The 21,889-nt window shown below is 70.1% G+C and carries 16 protein-coding genes and 4 pseudogenes; 14 read left to right on the forward strand and 6 right to left on the reverse strand.

What is annotated here, in order from left to right:
- Positions 1-299 precede the first annotated feature (299 nt).
- The 5 genes and pseudogenes from M2271_RS00715 (at position 300) to M2271_RS00735 (ending at position 2,357) form a co-directional block, all read left to right on the forward strand.
- Positions 300-479 (forward strand): hypothetical protein, encoded by a 180-nt coding sequence (locus tag M2271_RS00715; protein ID WP_280885052.1) that lies wholly within the window; start codon positions 300-302, stop codon positions 477-479.
- Positions 480-562: 83 nt separating this feature from the next.
- A pseudogene (locus tag M2271_RS00720) lies at positions 563-652 on the forward strand (sugar phosphate nucleotidyltransferase); the annotation flags it as partial.
- 45 nt (positions 653-697) lie between these two features.
- Positions 698-898: pseudogene (locus M2271_RS00725) on the forward strand (glucose-1-phosphate thymidylyltransferase); the annotation flags it as partial.
- Positions 895-1,557: a sugar nucleotide-binding protein gene (locus tag M2271_RS00730; RefSeq protein WP_280885053.1), complete on the forward strand. Its 663-nt coding sequence runs from the start codon at positions 895-897 to the stop codon at positions 1,555-1,557. The pseudogene M2271_RS00725 and the gene M2271_RS00730, both read left to right, overlap by 4 nt.
- Positions 1,554-2,357 (forward strand): class I SAM-dependent methyltransferase, encoded by an 804-nt coding sequence (locus tag M2271_RS00735; protein WP_280885054.1) that lies wholly within the window; start codon positions 1,554-1,556, stop codon positions 2,355-2,357. Before M2271_RS00730 ends, M2271_RS00735 begins: the two co-directional genes overlap by 4 nt.
- A gap of 279 nt (positions 2,358-2,636) precedes the next feature.
- On the opposite strand, the gene M2271_RS00740 is transcribed toward M2271_RS00735, so the two are convergent.
- Positions 2,637-4,586: a glycosyltransferase family 2 protein gene (locus M2271_RS00740; RefSeq protein WP_280885055.1), complete on the reverse strand. Its 1,950-nt coding sequence runs from the start codon at positions 4,584-4,586 to the stop codon at positions 2,637-2,639.
- Positions 4,587-4,918: 332 nt separating this feature from the next.
- Here M2271_RS00740 and M2271_RS00745 point away from each other — a divergent pair.
- Positions 4,919-5,487: pseudogene (locus M2271_RS00745) on the forward strand (metallophosphoesterase).
- Positions 5,488-5,593: 106 nt separating this feature from the next.
- Here M2271_RS00745 and M2271_RS00750 read toward each other — a convergent pair.
- Positions 5,594-5,731 (reverse strand): annotated as a pseudogene (locus M2271_RS00750) (phosphotransferase); the annotation flags it as partial.
- Positions 5,732-6,016: 285 nt separating this feature from the next.
- Here M2271_RS00750 and M2271_RS00755 point away from each other — a divergent pair.
- A complete protein-coding gene (locus M2271_RS00755; RefSeq protein WP_280885056.1) occupies positions 6,017-7,987 on the forward strand; it encodes a TetM/TetW/TetO/TetS family tetracycline resistance ribosomal protection protein in 1,971 nt (656 codons plus the stop codon).
- 103 nt (positions 7,988-8,090) lie between these two features.
- Positions 8,091-9,950, forward strand: a complete 1,860-nt coding sequence (locus M2271_RS00760; protein WP_280885057.1) for a cellulase family glycosylhydrolase — start codon at positions 8,091-8,093, stop codon at positions 9,948-9,950.
- Positions 9,951-10,275: 325 nt separating this feature from the next.
- On the opposite strand, the gene M2271_RS00765 is transcribed toward M2271_RS00760, so the two are convergent.
- A complete protein-coding gene (locus tag M2271_RS00765) occupies positions 10,276-11,532 on the reverse strand; it encodes a YncE family protein (protein WP_280885058.1) in 1,257 nt (418 codons plus the stop codon).
- 212 nt (positions 11,533-11,744) lie between these two features.
- Between M2271_RS00765 and M2271_RS00770 the strand changes: the two genes are divergently transcribed.
- The 3 genes from M2271_RS00770 to M2271_RS00780 all read left to right on the forward strand — a co-directional run bounded on the left by M2271_RS00770 (position 11,745) and on the right by M2271_RS00780 (position 14,608).
- Complete coding sequence (locus M2271_RS00770) at positions 11,745-12,407, forward strand: TetR/AcrR family transcriptional regulator (protein WP_280885059.1); 663 nt, start codon at positions 11,745-11,747, stop codon at positions 12,405-12,407.
- A 202-nt stretch (positions 12,408-12,609) separates the two neighbouring features.
- Positions 12,610-12,774, forward strand: a complete 165-nt coding sequence (locus tag M2271_RS00775; RefSeq protein ID WP_280885060.1) for a hypothetical protein — start codon at positions 12,610-12,612, stop codon at positions 12,772-12,774.
- A gap of 271 nt (positions 12,775-13,045) precedes the next feature.
- Positions 13,046-14,608, forward strand: a complete 1,563-nt coding sequence (locus M2271_RS00780) for a UDP-N-acetylmuramoyl-L-alanyl-D-glutamate--2,6-diaminopimelate ligase (protein ID WP_280885061.1) — start codon at positions 13,046-13,048, stop codon at positions 14,606-14,608.
- Positions 14,609-15,027: 419 nt separating this feature from the next.
- On the opposite strand, the gene M2271_RS00785 is transcribed toward M2271_RS00780, so the two are convergent.
- Both M2271_RS00785 and M2271_RS00790 read right to left on the reverse strand, forming a co-directional pair.
- Positions 15,028-16,152 (reverse strand): alkene reductase, encoded by a 1,125-nt coding sequence (locus M2271_RS00785; RefSeq protein ID WP_280885062.1) that lies wholly within the window; start codon positions 16,150-16,152, stop codon positions 15,028-15,030.
- Between the two features lie 255 nt (positions 16,153-16,407).
- Positions 16,408-16,980, reverse strand: coding sequence for a TetR family transcriptional regulator (locus tag M2271_RS00790; protein WP_280885063.1), 573 nt, complete (start codon positions 16,978-16,980; stop codon positions 16,408-16,410).
- Positions 16,981-17,014: 34 nt separating this feature from the next.
- Here M2271_RS00790 and M2271_RS00795 point away from each other — a divergent pair, with 34 nt between their 5' ends.
- Positions 17,015-17,182, forward strand: coding sequence for a hypothetical protein (locus M2271_RS00795; RefSeq protein ID WP_280885064.1), 168 nt, complete (start codon positions 17,015-17,017; stop codon positions 17,180-17,182).
- 174 nt (positions 17,183-17,356) lie between these two features.
- Here the strand turns inward: M2271_RS00795 and M2271_RS00800 are convergent, their stop codons facing one another.
- A complete protein-coding gene (locus tag M2271_RS00800) occupies positions 17,357-17,842 on the reverse strand; it encodes a nuclear transport factor 2 family protein (RefSeq protein WP_280885066.1) in 486 nt (161 codons plus the stop codon).
- 230 nt (positions 17,843-18,072) lie between these two features.
- Here M2271_RS00800 and M2271_RS00805 point away from each other — a divergent pair, with 230 nt between their 5' ends.
- Both M2271_RS00805 and M2271_RS00810 read left to right on the forward strand, forming a co-directional pair.
- Positions 18,073-18,369: a helix-turn-helix domain-containing protein gene (locus M2271_RS00805; protein ID WP_280885067.1), complete on the forward strand. Its 297-nt coding sequence runs from the start codon at positions 18,073-18,075 to the stop codon at positions 18,367-18,369.
- Between the two features lie 1,087 nt (positions 18,370-19,456).
- Complete coding sequence (locus M2271_RS00810) at positions 19,457-21,790, forward strand: M4 family metallopeptidase (RefSeq protein WP_280885068.1); 2,334 nt, start codon at positions 19,457-19,459, stop codon at positions 21,788-21,790.
- Positions 21,791-21,889 lie beyond the last annotated feature (99 nt).

Genomic DNA, 21,889 nt, shown 5'->3' on the forward strand with positions numbered 1-21,889 from the left:
CAGCCGATGCCTGCGGGTACGCGAGTACGCGGGTACGGGCGGGCGTGCCGGGAAACGGACCGTCACGTCTGTCGCGGGCTCACGTACGGAACGCATGCGTCACATCACGTCACATCACGGCACGCATGCGGCACGTCGCGTTCGGGCAGGGCCGTGCCGCGCCACGCCCGGGCGCGGGACCGGAGCGGCTTGTTTGCCCGCTGCCCCTCCGGGGACCCGGAGGGGCAGCACAGAAGGACTGAGCCCCCGGCCCGGAGTGGGCCGTGTCAGGGCGGGACGCAGAAGGAAGATGAAGCGCCGTGACCGCGCAGATCAGTGAGAACCCCGTTGCTCGACGCCCCGAGACGGGCTGGTCGAGGGCCCGTCGCAGGCGCGGCACCGGCGCCCTGCGGACCTGTCTGCCGGCGGTCGAGGAGAGGACCGCGTCGCGTACGACGCAGAGCGGGACCGAGGGGAACATCTACCGCGGCGAGGACTGACCGCCGCCGCGCGTAAACCGACAGGCCGCCGGTTCGCCATGATCCGTTCCCCCGACGTGGTGCGACGCACTATGGTGAAGCAGATGAAGGCACTCGTGCTGTCCGGGGGCGCCGGGACGCGGTCGAGGCCGATCACGCACAGGTCGGCCGAACAGTTGGTACCAGTGGCGGACAAGGCTGTCCTCTGCCACGGTTTCCACGGCTTCTACGACCTCGAATCCTCCGTCGCGGAGAACTGCCGGACCACCGACAGCGAGCTGGAGTTCTCCATCGTGCTGTGGGACTCCTCGATCCGCGGAGCGGGTCGCATCGAGGCCTCACTGATCGGCCGCCATGTCGAGGTGACCCCGGCACCCAGCGTGCCCCGTGCCCACCGTCTCGTCCTCGGCGACCACAGCGAGGTACAGATCCCTTCATGAACCTCCTCGTCACCGGCCCCGCCGGGGTCACCGCCTCCACCCGTGTCCGGACGCTCCTCGCGTCAGACGGACCCGACGCGGACCGCGACTACATCTTGTCCGGCGAGGCCCGCGTCACTCCCTGCCCGGAGGACCACCAGCCCGCGCCCCGCACGGCCTGCGGCCGCACCAAACTCGCCGGGGAACACGCCGTGCTCCGGGAACTCCCCGGCGCGAGCGTGGTCCTGCGGACCGCGTGGCTGTACGGCGTCCAAGGCCGCAGCTTCGTCCGTACGATGACCGACCTCGAAGCCCGTCGCGACACCGTGGACGTCGTCGACGACCAGCGCGGGCAGCCGACCTGGAGCGCGGACGTCGCCGAGCGCATCGCCGACCTCGGCCCCCGGATCGGCCGGGACGCGAGCGGTGTCCTGCACGCCACCAGCTCCGGCGAGACCACCTGGTACGACCTGGCCCGCGAGGTGTTCCTCCGCCTCGGGGCCGACCCGGACCGGGTGCACCCCGTCGGCAGCGCGGCGTTCCTCCGGCCCGCGCCCCGACCCGCCTACAGCGCCCTCGCGCACGGCCGCCGGCAGTCCCTGGGCCTGCCGCCGCTGCGTGACTGGCGTTCCGCCCTGCACGAAGCCCTTCCTCGAATCCGCAAGGAGACGCCCGCGTGAAACGTCATGAGTTCCTCCGGGAGCTGCACAAGGTCAGCGCCAACCGCAACTACCTGGAGATCGGCGTCAACGACGGCCGCAGCCTGACGTTGTCCCGCGTACCCAGCATCGCCATCGACCCCGCCTTCAAGGTGGTCTCCGAGATCCGCTGCGACGTCCATCTGGTGAAGGCCACCAGCGACGACTTCTTCGCCCGCGAGAACCCGCTGCAGCACCTCAAGGGCGGCCGGCATCCGGTACGCAACCTGCGCCGGGGCCGCAGCCCGATCGGTTACTGGCGGCGCACGACCCTCGACCTGTCGTTCATCGACGGCATGCACCTGTTCGAGTACGCGCTGCGCGACTTCATGAACGTGGAGAAGCACGCCGACTGGTCGAGCGTGATCGTCCTCGACGACATGCTGCCGCGCAACATCGACGAGGCGGCCCGCGACCGGCACACCGGCGCCTGGACCGGCGATGTCTACAAGGTGGTGGAGATCCTCAACCGCTACCGCCCCGACCTGGTCACCGTCCTGGTCGACACGCAGCCCACCGGCCAGCTCGTCGTCTTCGGCGCAGACCCGGAGAACACCACACTGCACGACAAGTACGACGACATCATCGCCGAGTTCAAGGTGCCGGACCCGCAGAAGGTGCCCGAGGCGATCCTGGAGCGGGTTCAGGCGGTGACGCCCGAGACCCTGGTCCAGTCGCCCTTCTGGCGTCCGCTGGTGCGGGCGCGCAACCTCGGCGTCGGCCGGTCCCGCGGCTGGGAGCCGCTGCGCAAGGCGCTGGACCAGATCTCCGTCAGCAGCTGAGCCCCGGCCCGCGCAGGCCCTCGTAGCAGGCGGAGCGGTCCGGTACGCCACAGCGGACCGGACCGCTCCGCCTCCGCGAGCGAGTCGCCTCGGCTGTCCTCGGCTGTCCTCGGCTGTCCTTGGGTGACAGCAGCGCTCGATGCTGTCGGAGCCCGAACCTTTCCGTGTGCCGTGTGCCGTGTGGCCGCCTACCGCCCGCACCCGGGCGAGTCGGCCCGCAGGCCGGCCACCACGTCCGACAGGCCGCGAGCCATCACGTCCCGTCCCGCAGACCGCGAGCTATCGCGTCCGCCGTGCCCTGATCAGGGCCGCGGCCTTCGCGCGGACCCGGCCGAGTACACGCCGTACCCTGCGCGTCAGCCGCCGTACGGAACCGGGGCCGGCCGGACGCACCACCTGGACCCCGCCCGCACCCGTGCGCACGGCGACCGGCAGCGCGAGGAAGCGGGGCTCGCCCGTGGTGGGCGCCAAGCACAGCGCGAGCTGCTGCGCCGCGCCCTTGAGGGCGTCGACGGGCAGCACGGCCTCCAGCCACGCCCCGGAGCCGTCCGGGGAGAGCGTGGCGGGTACGTCGGTGGGGGCAGGGCCGGTGAGCCGCAGCAACGCCTCGGTGCCGTCGGGCACATACAGCGGCAGCGGCGCACGCAGTCGGTCGCCGGAGACGGTGACGTCCTCGAGGGGCAGCGCGGACAGGCCCAGCCGCTTGCTCGCACGGTCGATGTCCAGGGCGAGATGGCCCCGGTCGGTCCAGTACGGCAGCACCACCCGGCCGGCGACCACACCGGCCGAGGCCGCCGCCCGGCCCTTGCGGGGGACCGGACCCAGCCGACCCTCCTTGGTCCAGCCGCCCAGTCGGACGCGGACCAGGCCGTCCCACAGGCCGCCGTCCGGCGCGGTGCCGTCGGCCGCGGTGCCGGGATCGACAGTGGCCGTGGCCCGCAGCACCAGCCGGACCTGCTCGCCCCCCTCCACGGGGACGATCTCCCGGGTGACCTCCACTGGCTGGAAGTACTGGGCGGAGCTGGCACGTTCGCGCAGCATCAGGTCCGCCGTGGCCTTCCCGAACTGGGCGACTGTGTCGGCGCCCACCCGGCCGATCGCCTCCGCCACGTCCTTCGGCGGACCGGCGGGCGCGGCACCGGACCGGCCGGCCGGGAACGTCATCGGCTGCCCTCCGACCCGGTACTCGGCGCTCAGGTCGATCTTCAGCGTGCCGTTCTCCCACCGGACGGCTCCGGGCTCGGCGTGCAGGGCGACGGAGGCTTCCCACTCGGCGAAGGCCACGACGTCGTCGAACCGGTCGGCGGCGATCAGGGCGGCGATCGTCTGTTGGGTCAGCGGCAATCCGGCCGCGACACCGGGCCCGAAACGCTCCACGACGACATCGCGGATCTCCTCGAAGAGTTCCTTGCGGTAGCCCTCGGGCGCGGCCAGCAGGCGCCGGCCGCGCATCCGCTCGACCATCTCGACGCGCAGCCACCGCCGGTAGAGCCGGTCGCGCAGGGCGCCCGGCCGGGTGTACCGCTCGACGACGTCGAGGGCCTCGCGCAGGTTCTTGAAGTAGCCGACCGGATCGAAGCGCTGGAAGCCCGCGTTGGACGCGTCGTCGCGCTTGACGTGGTAGTAGCAGACGTAGTCGCTGAGCACCGACACGTTGTCGGCGCGCAGGAAGGCCTCGGTGACGAAGACGTGGTCCTCCAGCCGCCGCCGGCCCTCGGGGAAGCGCAGCCCGATGGCGTCGAGGAACGCTCGCCGGAACATCTTGTGCGGGGTGAGGCTGTCGATCAGCGGGGCGTTCTGCACAGTGGCGTGCGGATGGTTGCGACGGAACAGCTCCACCGGCACCCCGCGGCCCTTGCCGGCCATCTTGCCGATGACGACGTCGGCACTGTTGGCCACGCCGTAGTCGTACATCCGCTCCAGGGCCTCGTCGCCGAGGTGGTCGTCGTTGTCGACGAACATCACGTACTCGCCCTGGGACGCGGCGACGCCGACGTTGCGCGGCTTGCCCGACCAGCCGGAGTTCTCCTGGTGGATCACCCTGACCCGGGGGTTCTCGGCGGCGAGCGCGTCGAGCCGAGCGGGTGTCCCGTCGGTGGAGCCGTCGTCGACGAAGATCATCTCGTACTCGTCGAGCGGCAGTGACTGCCGGAGCAGGGAGGAGATGCAGTCCTCGATGTAGGTCCCCGGATTGTAGACGGGAACGATGACGCTGACCTTGACCGGCATCGGTCTCCGGGCCCCCTCGGGTCGCTCGCCGCGTGCGTGATGACTCGCAACGCGTGGCCAGATGCTAGCGCCGCGCGGGGACTTGTCCACATTCGGCCCCCCGACAGCGCGCCCGCTGTGGCCCGGTCAGCCGTGTGTCTTGTCGGCAGCTCCAGAATCCGGGCCGGTCACCCCGGCGGCATCACCGGCATCCCGGCGGCACCACTGGCACCACCGACATCCCGGCGGCACTACCTGGTACCCCGGCGACATCACCGGCAACACGCACAACCGGAGTGCCTTCCCCGACACCAGCCATGCGTCCCGTGACCGGTCGGCCTAGGCTGACAGCCGTGCGTCTGCTGCTGATGTCCGACACTCACCTCCCCAAGCGGGCCAGGGAACTGCCCGCGCCCCTGCTTGCCGAACTCCCGCGCGCGGACGTCGTGTTCCACGCCGGCGACTGGGTCGACACGGCCACCCTCGACCTGCTGGAGAGCCGCAGCCGCAGGTTGGTCGCCGTGTACGGCAACAACGACGGACCGCAGTTGCGCACCAGGCTGCCCGAGATCGCGTACGTCGATCTGGACGGACTGCGCTTCGCCGTGATCCACGAGACGGGCCCCGCCCAGGGCCGCGAGACGCGCTGCGCCGCCCGTTTCCCGGACACCGACGTCCTGGTCTTCGGCCACAGCCACATCCCCTGGGACACCATCGCCCCTCCGGCCTGCGCCTGCTCAATCCGGGCTCCCCGACCGACCGCCGCCGCCAGCCCCACTGCACCTACCTGACCGCGACCATCACCGCCGGCCGGCTCACGGACGTGACCCTGTACTCCCTGCCGCCGCGCCGGCGGGTCGCTCTCCCCGACTCCGAGCAGTTGCACGGCGCCCAGCCCTGGGAACCGGGGGGACACCCCTAATTCGTTGGACGCGCGGGGTGGCGCCCCGCTGAACTGGACGGCGTGCTGATTCGGAGTGCCGATGGGCGACGCACGGGACTCCCTGGCCGCCGAGGCCCGCGTCCGGCGCGCTGAGCCTGCCGTCCACGGCCAGCAGGTTTCCGGTGTCGAGGTCGCCGTGGATCCACACTGGTGGCCGGCCCCAGGCGGGGGCCGCGAGGGCCGCCTCCCAGACCTCCGTCACGGCGTCCGTGTCGACGAGGCCGGTCTTCCTCAGCGCCTCGATCTTGGGCGCTCAGCCCCCGCACGGCCACGGCTGTCGTTCTCGCAAGGTCACACCCGCCGTTCCCGCACGGTCACGCTCGCCGTACCCGCCGCCGTACCCGCCGCCGTACCCGCCCCACCGCAGGACCATGAGGACGACCCCGCCGCCGAGAGGGCCGCCGGCTCGGCCGCCGCGTCCCGCCGCACGATCCAGGAGCAGCAATGCGCACACCGTTCATGTCCGCCCAGGAAGGAAGCACCCCCACTTCAAAGGACATGAGGCTTCGTGCACTTGCTCAACCTCGGCATTCTCGCGCACGTCGACGCAGGTAAGACCAGCCTGACCGAGCGGCTGCTGCACTCGGTCGGAGTGATCGACGAGATCGGCAGCGTCGACGCCGGAAGCACCCAGACCGACACGCTCGCGCTGGAGCGCCGGCGCGGGATCACCATCAAGTCCGCCGTCGTCTCCTTCGCGCTCGACGACGTGACGGTCAACCTCATCGACACCCCCGGCCACCCCGACTTCATCGCCGAGGTGGAGCGGGTGCTCGGCGTTCTCGACGGCGCCGTGCTGGTGGTCTCGGCCGTCGAAGGTGTCCAGGCACAGACCCGCGTCCTCATGCGGACCCTGCAACGCCTGCGTATCCCCACACTCGTCTTCGTCAACAAGATCGACCGGCGGGGCGCGCGGTACGAAGGCGTGCTGCGGCAGATCGCCGAACGGCTCACGGCGGCCGTCGTACCGATGGGAACGACCACCGGACTCGGCACTCGCGACGCCCGCTTCACCGCCGGTCCCGGTTCTGCCGCCCTCGACGTCCTCGCCGGCCAGGACGACGACCTGCTGGCCGCCTACGTCGACGGCACCCTCTCCGCCGCCCGGCTCCGTGCCGCCCTCGGCGACCGCACCCGGCAGGCCCTGGTGCACCCTGTGTACTTCGGCTCCGCCGTCACCGGCGCGGGCGTGGCCGAACTGATGGCGGGGATCGAGGAGTTGCTGCCCGCCGCGGGCGGCGACCCCGACGGGCCGGTCTCCGGCACCGTGTTCAAGGTCGAGAGGGGCCCGGCGGGCGAGAAGATCGCGTACGTCCGGATGTTCTCCGGCACCCTGCGCACCCGCGACCGCATCCCCTTCGCGGACGCCCGCGAGGACGGCCGGATCACCGCGATCAGTGTCTTCGACCATGGCACGGACCTCCGCCGGGACGCGGTGCGCGCGGGCCGGATCGCCAAGCTGTGGGGTCTTGCCGACATCCGGATCGGCGACGCCCTGGGCGAACCCCGCAAGGCCGACGACCACTTCTTCGCCCCGCCCACCCTCGAAACGGTCGTCGTCCCCGGCCCGGGCACGGACCGACGGGCCCTGCATCTCGCGCTCACCCAACTCGCCGAACAGGACCCGCTGATCGACCTGCGGTACGACGAGATCCGGCGGGAGATGTCCGTGTCCCTCTACGGAGAGGTGCAGAAGGAGGTCATCCAGGCCACCCTCGCCGACGATTTCGGCCTCGCCGTCGGCTTCCGCACGACCACGCCCCTGTGTGTCGAGCGCCCCGCCGGCACGGGCGCGGCGGCCGAGTTCATGAAGGAGGACGCCAACCCCTTCCTCGCCACCGTCGGCCTGCGCGTCGAGCCTGCCCCGGCCGGATCCCGAGTGGGCTTCCGGCTGGAGGTCGAACTCGGCTCCATGCCGTACGCCTTCTTCAAGGCCGTCGAGGACACCGTGCGCGACACTCTCGAACAGGGTCCGCACGGCTGGCAGGTCGCCGACTGTGTGGTCACCATGACCCACTGCGGCTACGCGCCCCGGCAGAGCCACGCCCATCAGGGCTTCGACAAGAGCATGTCCAGCACCGGCGCCGACTTCCGCGGACTGACTCCGCTGGTCCTGTTCGAAGCCCTGCGCCGGGCCGGCACCACCGTGTACGAGCCGATGCACCACTTCCGCGTCGAGGCGCCCGCGGACACCCTCGGCGCGCTGCTCCCGGTGCTGGCCGCCCTGCGGGCCGTACCGCGGGCCACCGAGACGCAGGGCGGTGGCTGCGTACTGGAGGGTGTGGTTCCGGCTGATCGGGTACATGAGCTGGAACAGCGGCTTCCGGGGCTCACCCGGGGCGAGGGCGAACTGGAAAGCGTCTTCGACCACTACGCGCCGATTGTGCGCGGCACCCCTCCGAGCCGCCCGCGCACCGACCACAACCCGCTGAGCAGGAAGGAGTACCTGCTGAACGTGACGCGTCGCGTCGGCGGGTGACGTTCCGGGCCGGGACGATGGGCGCTCCGGACCGGAAAGTTGAAACTTACTCACCAGTCAGATGCAGTTGACTGTGGCCCAGAATCACCGGACTGTAATGGACATGCCGAAAATGCCCGCGCGTCTGTTCGCTGTTCTGGTGGTCCTCTCCGGATTCCTGACGGCGACCGGGGTGAGACCCTCCACCGCCGAAGCGCTCTCTGACTCCCTCTGGTTCGACGACAGCCCTGTCACCGTGCGGGACGGCCGTCTCAGCGACGGCCAGGGCCGCGAGATCGTGCTGCGCGGCTACAACGTCTCCGGCGAGACCAAGCTGGCCGAGAACAAGGGCCTGCCCTTCGCCTCGGTCGCCGACGCGAAGAAGTCCGCGACCGCGCTGCGCGCCCTCGGCGGCGGCAACTCGGTCCGCTTCCTGCTCTCCTGGGCCTACGCCGAACCGGTACGCGGCCAGGTCGACACGGCCTATCTGTCGGCCGCAACCGAGCAGATGCGCGCCTTCCTCGAAGCCGGTATCCGCGTCTACCCCGACTTCCACCAGGACCTCTACTCCCAGTACCTGTTCGACCCCGACAGCTGGTACACGGGCGACGGCGCCCCCAAATGGGCCGTGGACGCCGGGAACTACCCGGACGAGAGCTGCGGGATCTGCCTGCTCTGGGGGCAGAACATCACCCAGAACGAGGCCGTGAAGCGAGCGTCGTACGACTTCTGGCACAACGCCCACGGCCTCCAGGACGCGTTCCTCACCACCGCACAGAGGACGATGTCGTACGTCAAGGAGCATGTGAGCGCCGCCGAGTTCGCGGGTGTCCTCGGCTTCGACCCGTACAACGAGCCGCACGCCGGTGTGTACGACTCCGGGCAGACCAGCCGCGCCTGGGAACGTGACGTGCTGTGGCCGTTCTACGAGAGGTTCCGCACCCGTATGGACGCGGCGGGCTGGCAGGACAAGCCCGCGTTCGTGGAGCCGAACATGTTCTGGAACGCCAACATCAGCTTCCAGAAGCAGGAGGGCGGTCTGCTGGACAGCGGCACCCTCGGCCCGGACTTCGTCTTCAACACCCACTTCTACGACCAGAAGGCCATCTCCGGGATCTTCATGCCGGGCAAGGCCGGGGACGGCCAGTACGCGGCCGACTTCGGCACGGTCCGCGACCGCGCGGCGGCCGGCGGCACGGCCGGCATCGTCAGCGAGTTCGGCCATCCCCTCGTGGGCACCGTCTCCGACAAGGCGCCGACGGTCCTCAAGGCGATGTACCAGGCCCTCGACTCCCGCCTGCCGGGCTCGAGTTGGTGGTCGAAGCCGGCCTCCTCCGGCTCGGTGCTCTCCGGTACGCAGTGGCAGTGGGACATCTACAACGGCCGTCACCACGAGCTGATGAACGGCAACCCGGACAAGGTGCTCACCTCCGGTGACTCCTGGAACGACGAGGACCTGTCGGCCGTACGCCTCGACGACTCGGGAACGGCCGTGCTGCGGCAGGACGCCCGGCTGCTGGACCGGCTCTACCCGAGCGCGACGGCCGGCACCCCGGTCGGCTTCACCTACGAGGACCGCTCCCGCGACGGTTCCACCACCCTGACCTGGAACCCGGTGCCGAGCTCCCTCCCGAACGTCTCCCGGCTGGTCGGCTCGGGGCAGTACGGGCTGCTGCTGTGGCGCTCCGACGGCTCCTCGGCGCCCACCGAACTGCACCTCCCGGCCTCCTTCCCGACCGCGACGACCACGGTGGTCTCCGACCTGGGCACGTCCTACGGGCCGCCCGCCTACACCCGGAACACCCCGATCGCGGCTGCCGCGGAACCGGGCGGCACCGGAAGCCGGCGCCTCCTGCTCACCGCCCCCGGCAACGGCGTTCTGCACTACGCGCTGGTGACCAACGGAACGACGGCACCTTCGACCACTCTGTTGAACGCGGCGAGGTCCGAGCTGTCTGCGTGGGCGGCACAGCGGGCCGGGTGAATCGCTGCCCCAGGCCGATCCGAAGGACACGGCCCGGGGCACCTTGACCCTCCCCTTGCGTCAGGGCTGAGCGTGGACCTCGACGAAAGGGCGGGTGAACGAGGTACTCCGTCGCTCTGGGCGGGGCGGTCGGCCGCGACCGACGCCGCGATCGCCCCGATCCCCTCCCGGTCCCTCACCGCCGACCGGCTCGCCGACGCGTTGGAACGGGTCGTACGACAGCAGAGCCACGCCCGCTCCGTTTTCGGTCGCCGCGGAGCACATGGCGATCGAGGACGGAGCGGGCGCGGCGGTCAAGGCCGTCGAGCGGCTGACGGGGTGATCCTCAGGAGGCCGGTCCCGTCCAGCCCGCGCCCACATGCCCCAGACGGACGCGCTGCGGATGGTCGCCCACCGCCACCGACACCGTCTTCTGCCCGGTGGCGAAGTCGATGGCGGTGACTTGGTCGGCGCCGCTCTCGGACACGATGCAGCTCTTGCCGTCACCGCTGACGGTGGCCCAGTACGGCTTGGACACGGGGACGAGCGGGCCCTCCTTGAGGGTGGCGCGGTCCACGACGGTCGCGTAGTCGTCCATCGTGCCCGCCACGCACAGCTTGGAGCCGTCCGGTTTCATCGAAATGCCGTGGTGGCGCGAGTCGTTGACGAAGGTCGTACGGTCGTCGCTGGTCGCCGGGTTCTTCGGCAGGGTCTTGGTGCGGGTGATCTTGTCGGTGGCGATGTCGTACTCGAAGAAGCCGTTGAAGAACGACACCTGGAAGTACAGCTTGGACTGGTCGGGCGAGAAGACGGCCGGCCGGACCGCGTCGGAGTAGTCGGTGAGGCCGATCGCGTCCAGCCGCTGGCGCATGTCGATGACCTTGACCTGCTTGTAGGTCGTGGCGTCGACGACGGTGATGTGCCGGTCGCCCTTCGTCCAGTCCTGCCACGGGGCGTCCATCGAGGTGTTCACGTCGCCGATGGCCATGTTCCAGATGTACTTGCCGTCGCTGGTGAAGATGTTCTCGTGCGGCTTGTCGCCCGTGGCGAACGAACCGAGCTGCTTGCCCGTGGTGATGTCCAGGATGTGCACGGTGTTGCCGGTCGAGGCCGAGACCGCGACGCGCTTGCCGTCGGGGGAGACCGCCATGTGGTCGGCCCGGTAACCCGACACGGGGAAACGCCAGTTGAGGGCGCCCGTGGTCAGGTTGATGGAGACGACGTCGGCGAAGCTCGGTCGTGAGACCACCACCGATGTGCCGTCCGGAGTGGAGTACATGTCGTCGGCGAACTGGTCGTGTCCCTCGCCGACACTGTTGCGGATGGTCATGAAGGCGATCCAGCGGATCGGGTCGGCGTTGATCTCCGCCATCCGCTGGGCCTTGTCGGGGATCACGTTGACGCGGCCGATCTTCGCGAAGTCCCCGCTGGACTTGATGACGTCGGCGGTGCCGTCCCAGTTGTTCGCCACGAACATCACCTCGCGCAGGGCGGCGGCGGAGCCGGCCGGGGCGGCGGTCGCGGCGGTCGCGGGAGCGGTGAGGGTCAGGACGAAGGCGGCGGCGGCTACGGAGCACAGGTGCCTGGTTCTGATGGCAGGCATGACTGCTCTCTTCCTCTGCTAGGGGTATGGACATGTACTGATAGGCATGGGCATGCCAATGAGCGCGCAAGAGTGGAGAACTGAACATGGTGGGATTCAGAGTTAACTTACTGCAAAGTAAGGAAGGATTGCCCTTCTCCACAAGAGTGCGTACACGACAAAATCAATGTTCGAACTAAGTGCCCGAGAGTCGGGCGGGACGAGGAGGCGCGGTGACGGGCAGGCTCAGGACGCCGACCGGCCGCTATGGCGGCAAGACCGCCGCGGAACGGCAGGCCGAGCGGCATCGGCGCTTTCTGGACGCCGCGCTCCAGCTCTTCGGCGACAACCCCGGCTATCGCGCCACCACCGTCGCCGCGCTCAGCGAGGCCGCGGGTCTGTCCACCCGCCAGTTCTACGAGGAGTTCCGCACCCTCGAGGACGTCCTGACCGCTCTCCACCTCGAGGTCAACGGCTGGGCCGAACAGGCGGTCCTGGACGCCGTGACCGGCGCGGAGAACCTCCCGCTCGCCGAGCGCGTCGCCGCGATCTTCCACGCGTACGCCGCGAACGTCACCGGCGACCCGCGCCGTATCCGCATCACCTTCGTCGAGATCATCGGCGTCAGTCCACGCCTGGAGGAACAGCGTCTGGCCCGCCGCGCCCGCTGGGTCGACCTGGTGTGCGCCGAGGCCGAGGCCGCCGTGGCGCGCGGGGAGGCGGCGCCCCGTGACTACCGGCTCGCCGCGACGGCGTTCATCGGAAGTGTCAACGGACTGCTCCACGACTGGAACGCCGGGTGGGTGCACGCGACGCTCGACGAGGTGGTCGAGGAACTGGTCCGGCAGTTGCTGGGGATCCTGCGGCCACCGGGGTGGGCGCCGCCCGGCGCCTGAGGTGCGGCGCCGGTCCGCCCCCGGGGCCGGGGCGGCGGACCGGTGAACCCCAGCTCCCGAGCCGGTTCACCGCGGCCGGCACCGAAACTCGACGCCACCGGGCGCCGCCCACCCCCTCCACTGCCCGGCGACGGCCGCCGTGTCCAGCCGATGAGCTTGCCGTGCGGCTTTCGGACCGCTCAGGCGGACGTACACTCGGCACATGGGTCGTATACGCGCCGTGAGGGACAGCCAGCAGGCTGACTGTCGGCTGCGTACGGCTGCCGTGGGACCGGCGGCCGTGGGACCGACGGCCGTCGACCCGGCGACCGCAGCCGACGACGATGCGCCCGAGGCCGGCCGTATCGCGCTGCACGGCCACGGCTAGCGTTCCGTAACCCACCCGAGGCGGGGCTCCGGCCTCGGGTGACTCGCAGCTCTTGCAGCTCTTGCAGCTCTTGCAGCTCTCGCAGACACACCGCAGGGATCACGGCAGGGCTTGCGCACTGGGCCTGAGCCGCCGCGTCCGGTCGATCGGACGCCTCCGCGACACCTGCGCACCCGCTCAACAGAACCATCGCGGCTCACGGCGCACCGCCGGGGCTGCCGCCTGGCGACGGCCGCACGACGGGCCGAGCCACCTTCGAGGGGACATCACTGTGAGGCTGAGCGAGTTGCTGGCTGGACAGGAGCACCACGTTCTGCAGGGCGACCCGGCGACGACGCAGGTCACCGCGGGAGCGACCTTCGATGCCGACCGGGTGACTCCGGGTTCGCTGTTCATCGCCGTGCCCGGCCACCGGGAAGGCGGCCCCGACGCGGTGGCGCCGGCCCTCGCGCGCGGCGCGGCGGCCGTACTCGTCGACGCCTCGACGCCGGCACCTGCGGCATCGGCGTGGGCGTCGGCGCCGGAGGTGTGCGTCGTACGGGTGCCGGACACCCGGACGGCGGCCGCGGTGGTCGCCTCCCGATACTTCGGTGAGCCGGGGCGACAGATGGACGTGGTGGCGATCACCGGTACCAACGGCAAGACGTCGGTGTCGTACATGGTCGAATCGGTGCTGTCGATCTCCGAGGGCGCGAAGGTGGGGGTCATCGGGACCGCCGGCAGTCGGATCGGCGACGAGTTGATCCCGATGCCGAGGTCGGTGTTGACCACGCCGGAGTCGCCGGACCTGCAGTACCTGCTGGGCTGCATGCGCGACCGCGGAGTCGGCAGCGCGGTACTGGAAGCCACGTCCATGGGGCTGTTGACCCACCGGGTGGACCGTACGTTCATCGACGTCGGCGTCTTCACCAACCTGACGCAGGATCACCTGGACGATCACGGAACGATGGCGAACTACCGGGATGCCAAGCTGCGTCTGTTCCAGGGCTTGTGCAGACACGCTGTGGTCAACGCCGACGACCCGGTGGGCGCCGGGATCCAGGCGATGATGCCGGGCGCGGTGACCACGTACGCCCTGGACGCCGAGGCGGACTACCGGGCCACGGACCTCTCCGTGGACGCTTCCGGCACGCGTTTCATCCTGCACCACGACGGCCGCAAGTATCCGGCGGCCATCCCCGTCCCGGGCCGCTTCTCGGTGGCCAACGCGCTGGCCACCGTGGCGGCCTGCCACCTTCTGGGCCACGATCTGGGCGGGCTGGTCGCCGCCCTCGACCGCATGCCTGCGATTCCGGGCCGGTTCGAGCGCTTCCAGACTCCGCAGGGCACGTCGGTGATCGTGGACTACGCCCACTCGCCGGACTCGCTGGACAAGGTCCTGACCACCATCCGGGGCTTCGCACGCGGCCAGGTCATCACCGTCTTCGGCTGCGGCGGGGACCGGGACACCACCAAGCGGGCGGACATGGGCAGGATCGCCGGAATCCACTCCGACCTGTGCGTCCTCACCTCGGACAACCCCCGCAACGAAGATCCCCAGGCCATCCTGGACCAGATCGCCCCCGGCATCGCGGCGACCGGCACACCGTTCGAACGACTCATCGACCGCCGTGAGGCTGTCGCCTTCGCTCTCTCCGCCGCGGGACCGGACGACATCGTCCTGATCGCCGGCAAGGGCAGTGAACCCCACCAGATCATCGGCGACGAACTGCTCCCCTTCAGCGACCTGGCAACCGTGCTCGAACTCACCCGGGGACAGCGGGTCCTGCCGCCTCGGCCTCGTCGCCCGGACCCGGATCCGGATGCCGCGATTGCTCCCGCAGTCTCCGGATAAATGGCGCCGCGCCCCGGTACGACGCCTCCTTCGTGCCTGCCCTTGTGATGGGAACGGAGAACTCGTCCTTCGAGCAGGGTGTGACGTAGCGCCAGGTAGGTGATCTCGATCTCCCCGTGCTCGTGGTGGAGACGCACCAGGTGGTCGGCGGGATCGGTGCGGTGGTCGTTGAGCGTGGTCAGCAGGCGGTAGGTCCCGCCGAAGTCGCCGCCGTCAGCGGTGCGGGAGTGGAACTCGGCCTCGATCACCCGCAGCGGGAGGCCGCCGATCCGGGTCAGGTAGGAGCCGTCGGGCGGCAGCGCCAGCACCGGCTGTCTTTCGTCAACCCACCGTGGGACGGTGCCCTGCGCCGACTGCTGACCGGGCTGCTCCTGGTCCGCGTTTGGATCGCGCAGCGCGCGCAGGGCACGGTCAGCGTCTCACGCGGTGGAGTCGATGGCTGCGGGGTAGTCGACGTAGCCGGTGACGCCGCCCTCGAAGTAGGTCGCGGGGTTCGGGGGTGTGAGTGGGGCCCCGGTGCGGAAGCGTTCGACGAGGTCGGGGTTGCTGGTGTACGGCTGCCCGAACGCCGCCAGGTCGATCACACCGCCGTCGATCAGTTCGTTCGCGCCGTCCAGTGTCATTCCGCCGGCCAGCACGACGGCGGTCCCGGGCATCTGCGCACGCATGTGGCGCAGGAGCCCCCGGAGCCGCCGCTGGAGTGTGCCGTCGTCGTCCGCGAAACCGCTCGTGTCGTGAACATGGACGTAGGCGAGTTCGCGGGTCGCGAGCTCGCCGGCCAGGGCCCGGTAGGTCTCCTCGGTCTTGGCGTCCGCCGGCATGCTGCCGACCGTGCTGTACGGCGAGATCCGGATCCCGACGCGGGGCGCACCGAGCCGCTCGATCACGGCGTCGACCACCTCAAGGGTGAAGCGGATCCGGTCCGCGACGGAGCCGCCCCCGTACTGGTCTGAACGGTCGTTGACCTCGGAGTTGAGGAATTGTTCGAACAGATACTGGGTGGCGGCGTGCAACTCGACACCGTGGAAGCCGGCCTGGTCCGCGTTGGCCGCGGCAGCGGCGAAGTCGGAAACCACGCGCGCGACCTCGTTGGTGCGCAGGGCGCGCGGTGTCGATGCCAGGACCCGCCCCGGGGTGCCGTCCGGCTGGTAGGCGAAGGCCATGTCGCCCGAGGCCTTCGCGGTGGAACTGACCGGTGCGATCCTGTCGGCCTGCAGGGACACGTGCGAGGCCCGGCCGGCATGCCAGAGCTGGGCGAAGATGCGGCCATCGCGGCTGCGGACGGCGTCGGTGACGCGCCGCCACCCGGCAATCTGCTCCCGGGTGTAAAGGCCCGGCGTGAACAGGTAACCGGTGCCCTCGCGAGAGATGGGTGCGCCCTCGGACACGATCAGGCCCGCGCTCGCGCGCTGCGCGTAGTAGCGAACGGTGAGGTCGTCGGGAGTCTCCTCCAGCGCCCGGGCACGCGTCATCGGCGCCATCACGACACGGTTGGGGAGCTTCAGACCGCGCAGGTCGAATGGATCGAAAAGGTTCTGCTTCATTGAGGTGCCTCTCATTCGCGAAAACGTACATCTATACCTGGTACATGTGTACCAGGTACAGATGTACAGATTCAAGGTCGTGGGCGTCACAGGGTGGCGTCACAGGGTGGTGGGGCGGCCGGCTCGCCGGCGCGAGGGCAGCACGGAATGCGGGAACCGGTGGGCGGGGGTTCCATGGGGCGCCGCGCCCGCGTCGGGCCAAAAGCCGGCCGACACGCCTCGGCGCGACGCGGCGCGACGCCGGCTCCTTGGCGGCTACTCGGGCGGATCGACCCGCAGGCGGTTGATCTGGTCGAGAACAGATGTGTGCAAGCGGCCGGCGTCGAGGTCGGGATAGGTCAGAGCCGTGACGATCAGCCCCTGAAGGGTGGCTGCTACCGCGAATCCGGCGGTGCGCCCGCCGACGCAGGGCGACAGCAGCTCCGCGAGCCGCTCGTGATACGTGTGGAACGTCGGCCGCAGGGCGGGATCATGGGTCGCCGCGACGATCATCTCCTGCACCGCTGCGGCAGCGCTCCTCTTGTGCGTGACCAGAGCCACCACATAGTCCGCAGCCAGCCTCGGCAACTCATCCGCCGTCCCGGTCGCCGCCGTCTCGGTGAGCTGGTCGTCGACGATCTGCAGGGCCCGCTCGAACGTCGAGCGGCGCAGGTCCTCGATCGAGGAGAAGTGATACGTCACGGAAGCCAAGGAAGCCTTCGCGGTCGCTGCCACGGTCCGGTGCGTCAGGCTGCCCGAGCCGCCCGCGGCGACTACGGCGATAGCGGCATGTAGCAGCGCGGTACGTCGCGCCGCGCCGCGGGCCGTCAAAGTGCGGACCTCGTTCACAGCTTCACCCTCCGCAAGCCGATACCGAGTACAAATGTACCGGAGTTCGGCCGATCGGCGAAGTCCACGAGCGCGAACCCGACCGCGGGCCGAGCGGGACGAACCCGCCGTCGCCGAACGGGTCCTGGAGCGGATGAGCGAGCAGCTCGCCGAGGAGCTGGGACTGGACACCGGAGTGCGGGGCAGGCTGGAGCCGCTCTGAGGCGTGTCGGGATTGCTCCCGGTCCACCTCAGACCGCTCGGCAAGCGGGGGTGAATGCGCGGAAGCGGGGAATACGAGGCTGCGACGCGAGCGTCCGGCGCCCGCGAACCGCGGGCCTGACCGGCGGCTGCGCAGATCCCATGACGAACGCAACGCGGCCGGCCAGGTGCCCGCTCATGCCTGGGTTGCCATCTCCAGAGCGTTGGCGTTGCCCTCGAGCCAGCTGACGTGCTGGACCACCTTGGTGATCTTCCAGCCCTCTGCGGTGCGCACCATGTGGTGGTCGTAGGAGCCGCGCATCAGGTAGAAGTCCCCACCAGGGGCATCCTTCTTGTAGTGCTGGGCGTACATGTAGGAGTAGCAGATCGCCTTGTCAGGGTCGGTGTCGTCGAAGACGACCCGGTGGTTGGGGCTGATGTGCTGGCGTGCCGTCCACCCCTCCAGGGCCTGGGCGGCGAAGCCGATGAACTGCTCCAGGGGGAAGTCCGAGGCCGGCAGGCCGGCTTCGGAGAAGTCGACGTGGACGGGGTCGGTCATCGTCGACGCGTACGTCACCCAGTCCGCCTTGTCGATGGACATCGCGTATGTGATCACCACGTCGATGATCGCGTTGCGGTCTTCGAGCCGCTGGATCCGGGCTTCAAGGCTGCCTGTCGTCATGTTCTATCCTCGGGGTAACGTCAGCCGGAAGGCGGAAGGGTTCCGCTGGGCCGACATGTGCTGCACACCGCACCAGCAGTCCGCATGTCACTTCCCTATCGGAAGTGGCTTGTAAAAAGTAAGCGAGGGGCGAGGCGTTGTCAACCCACCAGGAACCCCGTCTCTTCGCCGCCGGCTCGCCTGTCGGCGGTAGCGCTTGCAGCACTCTGAGTACACCTCTTGCCCAGGTCATGACGTTGCTCGGGAAGCGGTGGTCCGGCTTGGTCCTCGGCACGCTCATGCAGGGACCGGTGTTCTTCACCGACCTCAAACGCGGCATCCCCGGGATCAGCGACCGGATCCTCACCGAACGTCTCGTGGAACTGGCCGACCTCGGCCTCGTCACACGCACGGTGGTCGACGGCAGGCCGATCCGCGTCCGTTATGAACTCACCGAACATGGCGCCGCCATCGAACCGGCCCTGGCCGCGCTTGCGTCGTGGGCCGAGAATCACCTGGAGCCCACGGTCGAGCCTCCGCGTCACTGACGGGCTTTCATCCTGAAGGCGCTGGTCAAGGTGCTGGTGTGGGAGGCGGCGGGCGTGCTCTTCCTGGCAGTGGGGGATGATCGCCGGCTGATCATCCGTCGCTCGCACTCGGGCGCGCGGGTGCCGCCCGGCGGTCGTGCGGGACCGCCGGGCGGCTTTTCATGCCGAGGTCATCCGGCGATTCCCGCGGCGCGTACGACGGTCTGCGTCACGGTGTTGCCGCGGCTGTCACCGGCCTGGAATCTGCGGATAAGGCCACGTGCGGGGTCGCCGCGGTGACCAGGAGGGCGGCCGCGACCACGAGCGGGCGGCGCCGTCTTCCGGAGGAGTGCTGTGTCAAAGGATTCCCTCGACTTGAACGGGTGTACAGGCCGACGGGAATCCATGCCGCCACCGACGATCTTCGGAAGAGCCGGACGCCTTGTCATCGCTTTGGTAACAGGCAGGAAACGCACGGCAGTTGAGCCGCCCGGCAACACGGTGGTGCAGGCCTCGCATTCGGTCCACCGGACGGGCGGTTGCATGCAATCGTGAGCGTTTCCCCGGTCGGCCGACGGGGCGACGCGCCCTGTGGTACTCGTCCGGGCGCCTCTCTGAACGGCGAACTGTGGTGGGCCGCGGGTGCGGTCCGGGCCGGGGTGGTGGTCCCTGCGGCCCCCGCGGCCCCACCTCACTGCCGACTTACGCCCAGAGCTCGAACCCGGCCATGTCCACGCGGAGATGGCTCGTACCCCGGACTGCGCCCCGGGTTGCGGCGCACGCCCCCGGGCGGGCGGCACGGCGCAGGGGCAAGACGCCGGGGCAGGGCGGCGCACGGCCGGTCGGATACGGCCAACCTTGCTGGTTAGCGCCGTATTGCCGCCTCGTAAAGGCACACGTGGCGGCACTCTTCCCGATCACCGTGCGGAGACGGCCGGTTGACCGACTTTCGGACATCGATCTCCGCAATGGTGACAACTCCCGGACGCCTTGAAACGATCTGTCCGCACTGAGCGGCACCCGCCTTGCTTCCCACCGCAGGTCGACAGCCCGCGGTCCCCCTGCCCCCGCCGCTGTCCGCCGACAGCCGGCGAAAGGAGCTGCCCGCATGACCAACTCACCCATGGGCGTACGCCGTTCACCCGCCCGCACCCGCACGACACCAGGACGCGGCAGACTGGCGACCGCACTCGCCGCCGGTGTGGCCGTGCTCGCGATCACCGCTCCGACAGTCCAACCGGCCTCGGCCCTGGAGAGCGGATCCAGAGCCTCGGCGCCCCGGCCCATCGACGCGGAGCCCAGAGCCGGAGCGCGAGGCGTGCCCCTGTCTCCCGCACAGCGGGATCAACTCCTCGACCGCGCCACCGAGTCCGCGCACGACACAGCCCGCGACCTGCGCATGGGCGGCAAGGAAGAACTGGTCGCCACGGACGTCTCGAAGGACGCCGACGGCACCGTGCACACGCGCTACGCCCGCACCTACGCCGGACTTCCGGTGATCGGTGCCGACGTGATCGTCCACGAGCGCGCCGGCGAACAGAGCGTCACGCGCACGACGCCACGGGCGCTCTCGGTGCCCACGACCGAGGCCGCGGTCTCCTCGGCCGCGGCGAAGAAGGCGGCGCTGGCGGCAGCCGACAAGCAGCGAGCCCTTACGGCCGAGCGTGCGGCCTCATCGCGGCAGGTCGTCTGGGCTGCGAACGGGGCCCCTCGACTGGCGTGGGACAACGTTGTCACGGGTGTCCGTGAGGACGACACGCCGAGCCGTCTCCACGTGATCACCGATGCCGTCACCGGTGCCCGCCTCGCCTCCTACGACGACATCCAGGCCGGCGAGGGCAGCAGCCAGTACAGCGGAACGGTTCCGCTGGCGTCGGTGCGCAAGGCGGACGTCTTCGAGCTCGCCGACCCCCAGCGCGGCAACCACCGCACCTACGACGTCACCGGCGGGGTCCGCACGCTGATGACGGACGCCGACGACGTATGGGGCGACGGCACTCCGGCCACGGCGCAGACGGCAGCGGTCGACGCAGCCTACGGAGCCCAGCGGACCTGGGACTTCTACCACGACCGCTTCGGCCGCAACGGCATAGCCGACGACGGTGTGGGCGCCGTCTCCAACGTGCACTACGGCACCGGGTTCGCCAACGCGTTCTGGGACGACCTGTGCTTCTGCATGACGTACGGCGACGGCCTGGACGGCAAGCGCCCGCTGACCGAACTGGACATCTCCGCACACGAGATGACCCATGGCGTCACCTCCGCCACCGCCGGGCTGATCTACACCGGCGAATCCGGCGGACTCAACGAGGCCACCAGCGACATCATGGGCACCGCAGTGGAGTTCTTCGCGGGCAACGCCCAGGACACGCCCGACTTCCTCCTCGGTGAGCTCGCGGACGTCCGCGGCACCGGCAAGCCCCTGCGCTACATGGACCAGCCCTCCAAGGACGCCTCCGCGAAGGGGACGTCACAGGACTGGTGGACCGCCGGGACGAAGAAGCTGGACCCGCACTTCAGCTCCGGGCCGGCCAACCACTTCTTCTACCTGCTGGCCGAGGGCAGCGGCCGCACGACCATCAACGGCGTGGCCTACGACAGTCCCACCTACGACGGCAAGCCCGTCGCCGCCCTGGGCCTGGCGAACGCCACCAACGTCTGGTACCGGGCGCTGACCCGCTACATGACCAGCACCACCGACTACGCCGGCGCCCGCACCGCCACCCTGCAGGCAGCCGCCGACCTGTTCGGCACCACCAGCGACGCCTACGAGGCGGTCGGCAACGCATGGGCGGCGGTCAACGTCGGTCCCCGCTACGTCAACCACATCGCCGCCGACACCCCCTCCACCCGCGACGCGGCCGTCGGCCAGCCGGTCAGCCGACAGATCACCGCCACATCGACCCGGCCCGGCGCGCTCACCTACGCGGCCACCGGACTGCCCCACGGCCTGACCCTGGACCCGGCCGACGGCCGAATCTCCGGCACGCCCACCCGCGCAGGCACCTTCGCGGTCACCGTCACCGTCACCAACGCGGCGGCGGAGAAGCGCGACCTGCCCTACACCTGGACCGTCCTGGCCTCCGGCGGCGACCACTTCATCAACCCCGACCGCTACGACATCCCCAACTGGAAGGCGATCGAGTCACCGCTGCGTGTCACCGGCCGCACCGGCGACGCCCCCTCTGACCTCAAGGTCACCGTCGACCTGGTCCACGACTTCATCGGAGGCCAGATCATCGATCTCGTGGCCGAGAACGGCACCGTGATCCCCGTCAAGGACTTCGTCTGGGACACCGGCACCGAGCTGCACGCCACCTTCACGGTCGACGCCTCCGCGCTGCCCGCCAACGGAGTGTGGAAGCTGCACGTCACCGACAACACGCCGGGTATCTTCACCGTGGACCCGGGCTACCTGGACCGCTGGAGCCTGACCTTCTGATCCCGTGCCCCGCCAGGGAGAGCCCCGTCCGCGTGCCTGCGGCCGGGGCCTCACCCTCGGGCATACCGGTCCTCGGACCAGGTCCGCCCAGCGGTGGTG

The sequence above is a fragment of the Streptomyces sp. LBL genome, from assembly GCF_029893585.1.
In the GTDB taxonomy this organism is placed as follows: Bacteria; Actinomycetota; Actinomycetes; order Streptomycetales; family Streptomycetaceae; genus Streptomyces.

What these genes read in the sequence shown, in the direction of transcription:
- M2271_RS00730 (WP_280885053.1), top strand. Translation starts at nt 895, where the DNA reads ATGAACCTCCTCGTCACCGGCCCCGCCGGGGTCACCGCCTCCACCCGT.
- M2271_RS00800 (WP_280885066.1), bottom strand. Translation starts at nt 17,842, where the DNA reads ATGACGACAGGCAGCCTTGAAGCCCGGATCCAGCGGCTCGAAGACCGC.
- M2271_RS00795 (WP_280885064.1), top strand. Translation starts at nt 17,015, where the DNA reads ATGTACCGGAGTTCGGCCGATCGGCGAAGTCCACGAGCGCGAACCCGA.
- M2271_RS00805 (WP_280885067.1), top strand. Translation starts at nt 18,073, where the DNA reads ATGACGTTGCTCGGGAAGCGGTGGTCCGGCTTGGTCCTCGGCACGCTC.
- M2271_RS00810 (WP_280885068.1), top strand. Translation starts at nt 19,457, where the DNA reads ATGACCAACTCACCCATGGGCGTACGCCGTTCACCCGCCCGCACCCGC.
- M2271_RS00765 (WP_280885058.1), bottom strand. Translation starts at nt 11,532, where the DNA reads ATGCCTGCCATCAGAACCAGGCACCTGTGCTCCGTAGCCGCCGCCGCC.
- M2271_RS00775 (WP_280885060.1), top strand. Translation starts at nt 12,610, where the DNA reads ATGGGTCGTATACGCGCCGTGAGGGACAGCCAGCAGGCTGACTGTCGG.
- M2271_RS00785 (WP_280885062.1), bottom strand. Translation starts at nt 16,152, where the DNA reads ATGAAGCAGAACCTTTTCGATCCATTCGACCTGCGCGGTCTGAAGCTC.
- M2271_RS00740 (WP_280885055.1), bottom strand. Translation starts at nt 4,586, where the DNA reads ATGCCGGTCAAGGTCAGCGTCATCGTTCCCGTCTACAATCCGGGGACC.
- M2271_RS00760 (WP_280885057.1), top strand. Translation starts at nt 8,091, where the DNA reads ATGCCGAAAATGCCCGCGCGTCTGTTCGCTGTTCTGGTGGTCCTCTCC.